The sequence below is a fragment of the Gilliamella sp. WF3-4 genome, assembly GCF_001690275.1.
In the GTDB taxonomy this organism is placed as follows: Bacteria; Pseudomonadota; Gammaproteobacteria; order Enterobacterales; family Orbaceae; genus Gilliamella; species Gilliamella apicola_C.
Genome location: NZ_LZGW01000028.1, coordinates 1 through 6,001, shown reverse-complemented (window position 1 = coordinate 6,001; position 6,001 = coordinate 1). Strand labels below are relative to the sequence as shown.

Annotated in this window: 8 protein-coding genes and 1 pseudogene; all 9 read left to right on the top strand. The window is 32.4% G+C overall.

Annotated features, from left to right (window positions below):
- Positions 1 to 162 precede the first annotated feature (162 nt).
- The 9 genes and pseudogenes from A9G47_RS06285 to A9G47_RS06245 all read left to right on the top strand — a co-directional run bounded on the left by A9G47_RS06285 (position 163) and on the right by A9G47_RS06245 (position 5,870).
- Positions 163 to 1,119: a hypothetical protein gene (locus A9G47_RS06285; RefSeq protein ID WP_065642449.1), complete on the top strand. Its 957-nt coding sequence runs from the start codon at positions 163 to 165 to the stop codon at positions 1,117 to 1,119.
- A gap of 32 nt (positions 1,120 to 1,151) precedes the next feature.
- On the top strand, positions 1,152 to 2,324 hold the full coding sequence (locus A9G47_RS06280) for a peptidoglycan-binding domain-containing protein (protein WP_065642448.1): 1,173 nt from the start codon (positions 1,152 to 1,154) through the stop codon (positions 2,322 to 2,324).
- A gap of 30 nt (positions 2,325 to 2,354) precedes the next feature.
- On the top strand, positions 2,355 to 3,365 hold the full coding sequence (locus tag A9G47_RS06275; RefSeq protein ID WP_065642447.1) for a hypothetical protein: 1,011 nt from the start codon (positions 2,355 to 2,357) through the stop codon (positions 3,363 to 3,365).
- Between the two features lie 203 nt (positions 3,366 to 3,568).
- A complete protein-coding gene (locus tag A9G47_RS06270; protein ID WP_081303561.1) occupies positions 3,569 to 4,117 on the top strand; it encodes a hypothetical protein in 549 nt (182 codons plus the stop codon).
- Positions 4,118 to 4,165: 48 nt separating this feature from the next.
- On the top strand, positions 4,166 to 4,801 hold the full coding sequence (locus A9G47_RS06265; protein ID WP_065642446.1) for a hypothetical protein: 636 nt from the start codon (positions 4,166 to 4,168) through the stop codon (positions 4,799 to 4,801).
- A 53-nt stretch (positions 4,802 to 4,854) separates the two neighbouring features.
- A pseudogene (locus A9G47_RS06260) lies at positions 4,855 to 5,077 on the top strand (transposase); the annotation flags it as partial.
- A 34-nt stretch (positions 5,078 to 5,111) separates the two neighbouring features.
- The gene (locus tag A9G47_RS06255) at positions 5,112 to 5,333 is read left to right on the top strand and encodes a hypothetical protein (RefSeq protein ID WP_065642049.1); all 222 of its coding nucleotides are present in this window, start codon (positions 5,112 to 5,114) and stop codon (positions 5,331 to 5,333) included.
- Positions 5,334 to 5,391: 58 nt separating this feature from the next.
- Entirely contained in the window at positions 5,392 to 5,649 is a 258-nt protein-coding gene (locus tag A9G47_RS06250; RefSeq protein WP_065642048.1) for a transposase, read from the top strand.
- A complete protein-coding gene (locus A9G47_RS06245; RefSeq protein WP_065642049.1) occupies positions 5,649 to 5,870 on the top strand; it encodes a hypothetical protein in 222 nt (73 codons plus the stop codon). The genes A9G47_RS06250 and A9G47_RS06245 overlap by 1 nt, the downstream gene beginning before the upstream one ends.
- Positions 5,871 to 6,001: the final 131 nt, after the last annotated feature.

Here is a 6,001-nt window from a genome sequence, read left to right as displayed (position 1 = left end):
AAGGCTATGTTACTATTTTTTGTTAAGGTTCGAGTTGGAAAGCATGATCATTTTAAAGAGTTTAGAAAATTATCAGGTGTTGTAGACGGAGGTGAATTACATGACTCGCACTTTCATGCCGACTTTTCACTCACTAAAATTGAAGAAATTAAGGAATAGCTTATGAAACATTTATTTTATATCGGTATTATTTTTTCTTTCTTTAGTACATGCTGCTACAGCCAACAATTTAATATAGAAAAAAAATATCGAGGCAATTCATTTCTCAATAAAGTAGATATGCAAAAATTAGAAAAAGATTGCTCACGTGAAGACTATATAAATTCTGATTATTCCATACAAGTAGAAATGGATAAACGTTGTCCATTATATAAATTTGGTAATTATTTTGATCATGTTCTTGATTCGGTTGATAAAAGTAAGGTGATCTATCAAAAAAATGGTTTAACCCTAAAATTAAGCAAAGAAGGGGTTAGTTTCGTGGAGGGAGGAGATGATTATTCTGGTGCTAAATTGACTTTATCTTTAATTCAAAATAATGAAATTAAAGATAAAATAACGCTTGCTAATACTTTTACGAATATAACTAATTTTCTTGCTGTTGGTTATCAATATTATTATATTGCACCAAGTGGTGATATTTATACTTTATCCTTATTTGAAATGGATAATGGAGTTGGCCCTCAAACTTGGAAGCATTATAAAATTGATGAGAAAAAATTAAAATTTGATTTATTACAGATATATTACGGTAGCTATCAAATTACTTATCCTGATGATTTCAGCGTAGTACCTAACCCTGATGATATTATCGATTATAACAGCAGTGAATTTTTGGAATGTTTAAATGATGAAACTGACGAAAAATGTAATACAGAGCATCTTTATTTTTATTATTTAGAGTTATTAAAACAAAAAACAACGTTATTAGTTAAAAAGAAGAACGCGCCAAAAGATAACCTCCCATTAATTAAGAAAAAGATAGATAAACTATGTTTAAGTAAATATAGCATATTATATGACGATATAAATTCTTATTACCCTACAGAAGTCTTTTTATGTGAGATAAAAGAATTAAAGCAAGAAATCAAACAAGCTGAAATAAATCTAGCAAAATAGGATCAATTTAAAACAAATAAATAGTTTGTAATATGCAATTATATTACGCCGATGAAGCATTAAGTAAATGGAATGAGATAGATGAGCTGTTTGAAGAAGAAAAGCAACAAAAAAAAGAGTCTATTGAAGCGATATTAGATAAAATCGGCATAATCGAGCCCTATCATCGAGACTTTGCCATGAAAAAAGTGGACGAAGCCCTTGAGCATGTCAAATCAAACTGGCAACTTGAAAAAGAGCAACGCATTAAACCGTCACTGTGGTGGAAAGAAGTGGCACAGGCACAAGCTCAAAACCCAACCGCAAACACTGATGCCAATACCCCTAAACTGTCCAATCTATCCGCAGATGGCAAGGCATGGTTTATTCATCCGGTGGCGATGATAGATTATTTCCCTAAAAGCGAGATTCTTTTTCAGAAAGGGGATAAGCATGAGATTATTCGGGAAATTAATATCCGCCTTGCAGGTTTTGGTGGCAATGTACCAACCGATGAATTTACTGAAAGAACAGAAAAGATGATAAAACAGTTTCAACGTGATTATATGCAAGTTGAGGAAACTGGCGTTGTGGATATACAAGTTATACAAGCAATTGATAGATTTCAAGAAGAATATACGATTAATAATACGATTTGGTTACAACTGAAATGTAGATGCGGGAAACAATGTGATGGCTTTGGTAATGGTTTAGGGAAAAATACCTCACCAGAACGATTTAATAAATATGAATATCCAGGGTTACATAGATCATTATTATTTGGATTTTGTGCGTTAAACTTTTATTTGGGTAGACAAAATGTTTATAAGTTTAGAGAAATTTCATCGGGATATAGATGTTCTTTGCATAAGGAAGGGAAAAAGACTTCTAATCACAGAGGAAAAGCTTTAGATATTCAGTTTAATAAAGGTAATTGGGAAATCAGACATCGACTTTACATTAATATTGAACCCTTAATGTATATTCGTGATAACTTCTTTGCAACTTACCTTAATACGCAAGAAAAATGGGCAAATAGCAACCTTTTTAGCACTGAGCTAATAGGCTTAAATAAGGATAATTCAATAATAGATTCAGAGCATACATATAGTTGGATTCATATGGATGTTAGATCATTTGAAAAGCAATATTTACTAGATGAATATTTTTGTACTGATGCCACAACTTTAAATAAAGAAAAACTAATTACCCTTATTAATAAATAAGAAAAATAGAATAAATTAGAGGAGGAAATAATGCTAACAATACTAAATCGTTTTTTCGTTTTATTTTTTTATTGTTTTATCGCATTAGCAGTAAGTGCGAATGAAATAAAAAATGATCCCAATACATTAACAAAGCAGGATATTACAGAGTGGCAATTAGTTGATATTACTTATTTACCCGATACTCCACTTAAACATGAAGCTTTATATACACGACTTAACGAAATAAAAAATATATCGGTAAAAAGTTCAGACAGCAAATTAATATTAGATGAAAATCATATAATTAATGTACATCAAGTTACCGACAATTTATCCCTACGCTCCCACGAATTGTTACAAAAAGTATTGGAACGTTTAGAGTTAACGGGTAATCAACAAGAAAATCAATATTTTGATTTTGTAACATTACCTAAGCAATATAATTTAAATCCCTCATTAGTGCTTATTTCCGATTACCTTTTTTTATTTACGAATGATGATATTGTTTTGGCGTTTAAATTAAAGCAGAAGATGCGTGAAACGCTAGCAACTATTTATGAAAAATTAAATATTATAGATGTTCCATTGAATAATTATTATTGGGGTGATGAAGTTAATAGTAACAATGATATTTTTTTACCAATAACGGATAAAGTTGATCCTTTTGTTGAAGGAAAGTTTGACGATGGTTGTTTTGATGAATTTAATTATTTTTTTAAAGGAATGATGGATGATGGTTGTTTTAGGGCATTGAAATTAAAATCTTATAAAAAAATAAAATTATTATTGCTGTCCTCCGTTGCTATTAATTCAGCAGAACGTTTATCATTAATTAGCCTTTCGGATGATTTTAATTTGATTGATAGGCTAGAAATAGGTGAAACTAGTGAGCTGGAGGATGGAGGTATTTGGAGTAAATATTTTATCGATAAAAATTATCGCATAACAATCAAACATTTTAACTCGCCATATGATTACAAGAAAAGACCAACCACTTTAGTCAGTAAAATGCACTATGTCATTAATAAACAAGGAAAATTTGTTAAGGTAAAAAGATAGTTTTTAATTGCAAAATAGGCAAAATTAATTCAAGTACGTAAAAAAACATTTTCACCTATAAGGTTAGGGGGAATGTTTCTAATCCTGAGAATAATGAGGATTTCTTTACAATTCGTTTATGCTTCAAAATAAGCCGTACTGGGTAGAAAGCCATTGGCTTCATTATTGCAAAAAATAACTAATAAATAATTTTAGGATATATTATGATAAATAACTATATAATTTATTTAGTGTTCGGTGTAATTCCTTTTTTTGCTTATGCACAAGAACACCCTATTCAACATCATGTAAACACAATTATCCAACAAAATAATAAAAATGCCTGTTTTGAAAAAAGTACAGATACTTTACCATTAAATAAAGCACATAAAAATACACAATATAATTTAACTAATAATGAAAATTGCAAGATTAAAGATTTGGCATCATGGAATTGCGAAATAGATTTTCGTTATATACCTCTACCATCAAAAAATGACATTAATATGATTTTGGTGCCACAGGATTGTGGTGATTTTCCTTACAGACTTTATTTATTGACAATAAAAGATAATCAAATACGATCAGATTTATACGTTGAAGGTGAATGGTACGAACCAGGAAATAATGAAAATCTAATTGAAAAAACACATTTTACCATTTCAAAGGATTTTATCATTACCGTTACAACAGAATATGATAATAATTTAACAATTAAGCATTATTATTTAAATCAAGATGGATATCTTAAAGAAAAAACCAACAATAATTAAATTACTTTTTATCATTCCTGAATTTAATTACATCATCAGTAACAGCTGATGAAAAAAGTAGAAACCATTATCGGCAGCGTGATACGCGAAAAGGGAAAAAACACAAAAGTTGTGGATTTATTGCTCAAAGGCAGTAAAGTTCGTTTAGGTAAACAAGAAAATTACACCCCTGAGATGCACGCATTACACCAAATTTTGACAGGAACACTGATATATTCAACCCAACGAAAAAAAGGTCTACCGCCACCTACTTTTACAGAAAGGGATTTAAAGGAAGCGCTACGCAGAAGTTGGGCCGCAGAGCTGATAGGGCATTTACTGGTCAAATATGAAAGTGAATGGTATGCCGATGAAGCATTAAGCAAATGGAACGAAGTTGATGACTTGTTTGAAGAAGAAAGACAACAGAAAAAAGAGATGATTGAAGCAGGCTTAAACGAGCTCGGCATCACCCAACCTTACCTACGTGATTATGCCTTCAAGTTGGTGGACGAAGCGTTTAAATATATTCAAACTAATTGGAAAATAGAAAAAGAGCAACGCATTAAACCGTCACTGTGGTGGAAAGAAGTGGCACAGGCACAAGCTCAAAACCCAACCGCAAACACTGATGCCAATACCCCTAAACTGTCCAATCTATCCGCAGACGGCAAGGCGTGGTTTTGTAACTACCCCCTAAAATAGTACAGCAAAAAAGTAGAAAATTCTCTATGATAAAAATAAAAGAGGATTCAATTATGAAAAAAATGACTGAACATCAAATCGTAGCTATTTTAAAAGAAGCAGAGGCAGGTGTACCCGTTAAAGAGTTGTGCCGTAAATATGGTATAGGGAATTTAACTTTCTATAAATGGCGAGAAAAATATGGCGGTATGGAAACTTCAGACATCAAACGTCTAAAAGAACTCGAAGCGGAAAACCGTAAGCTTAAGCAGATGTTTGCCGAACTGAGCTTAAAATCCCAGCTTCAGGAAGAAATCATAAAAAAGCTTTAGTGCCAACTGGGGCACGTAAAACGTGGGCACAGCAACTACAACAAAATCATTTGGTTACTATTGCTATGAGTTGTGCCATTGTTGGCTTAAGCCGTTGTGCTTACTATTATCAACCTAAGTTGCAGGATGATTCCGTGATTATTTCGGTGTTGAATACTATCACAGACCGGCATTTACGCTGGGGCTTTCCTAAATGTTTTCATCGTGTAACTACCCCCTAAAATAGTACAGCAAAAAAGTAGAAAATTCTCTATGATAAAAGTAAAAGAGGATTTAATTATGAAAAAAATGACTGAACATCAAATCGTCGCTATTTTAAAAGAAGCAGAGGCAGGTGTACCCGTTAAAGAGTTGTGCCGTACATATGGAATGGGTAATTCAACTTTCTATAAATGGCGAGAAAAATACAGCGGAATGGAAACGTCGGATATCAAACGCTTAAAGGAGCAGGAGGCTGAAAACCGCAAGCTTAAGCAGATGTTTGCCGAACTGAGCTTAAAATCCCAGCTTCAGGAAGAAATCATAAAAAAGCTTTAGTGCCAACTGGGGCACGTAAAACGTGGGCACAGCAACTACAACAAAATCATTTGGTTACTATTGCTATGAGTTGTGCCATTGTTGGCTTAAGCCGTTGTGCTTACTATTATCAACCTAAGTTGCAGGATGATTCCGTGATTATTTCGGTGTTGAATACTATCACAGACCGGCATTTACGCTGGGGCTTTCCTAAATGTTTTCATCGTGTAACTACCCCCTAAAATAGTACAGCAAAAAAGTAGAAAATTCTCTATGATAAAAGTAAAAGAGGATTTAATTATGAAAAAAATGACTGAACATCAAATCGTCGCTATTTTAAAAGAAGCAGAGGCAGGTGTACCCGTTAAAGAGT

Excerpts from the sequence above, each read along its gene's own strand:
- A9G47_RS06285 (WP_065642449.1), top strand. The coding sequence starts at position 163 with ATGAAACATTTATTTTATATCGGTATTATTTTTTCTTTCTTTAGTACA.
- A9G47_RS06280 (WP_065642448.1), top strand. The coding sequence starts at position 1,152 with ATGCAATTATATTACGCCGATGAAGCATTAAGTAAATGGAATGAGATA.
- A9G47_RS06275 (WP_065642447.1), top strand. The coding sequence starts at position 2,355 with ATGCTAACAATACTAAATCGTTTTTTCGTTTTATTTTTTTATTGTTTT.
- A9G47_RS06270 (WP_081303561.1), top strand. The coding sequence starts at position 3,569 with ATGATAAATAACTATATAATTTATTTAGTGTTCGGTGTAATTCCTTTT.
- A9G47_RS06265 (WP_065642446.1), top strand. The coding sequence starts at position 4,166 with ATGAAAAAAGTAGAAACCATTATCGGCAGCGTGATACGCGAAAAGGGA.
- A9G47_RS06250 (WP_065642048.1), top strand. The coding sequence starts at position 5,392 with ATGAAAAAAATGACTGAACATCAAATCGTCGCTATTTTAAAAGAAGCA.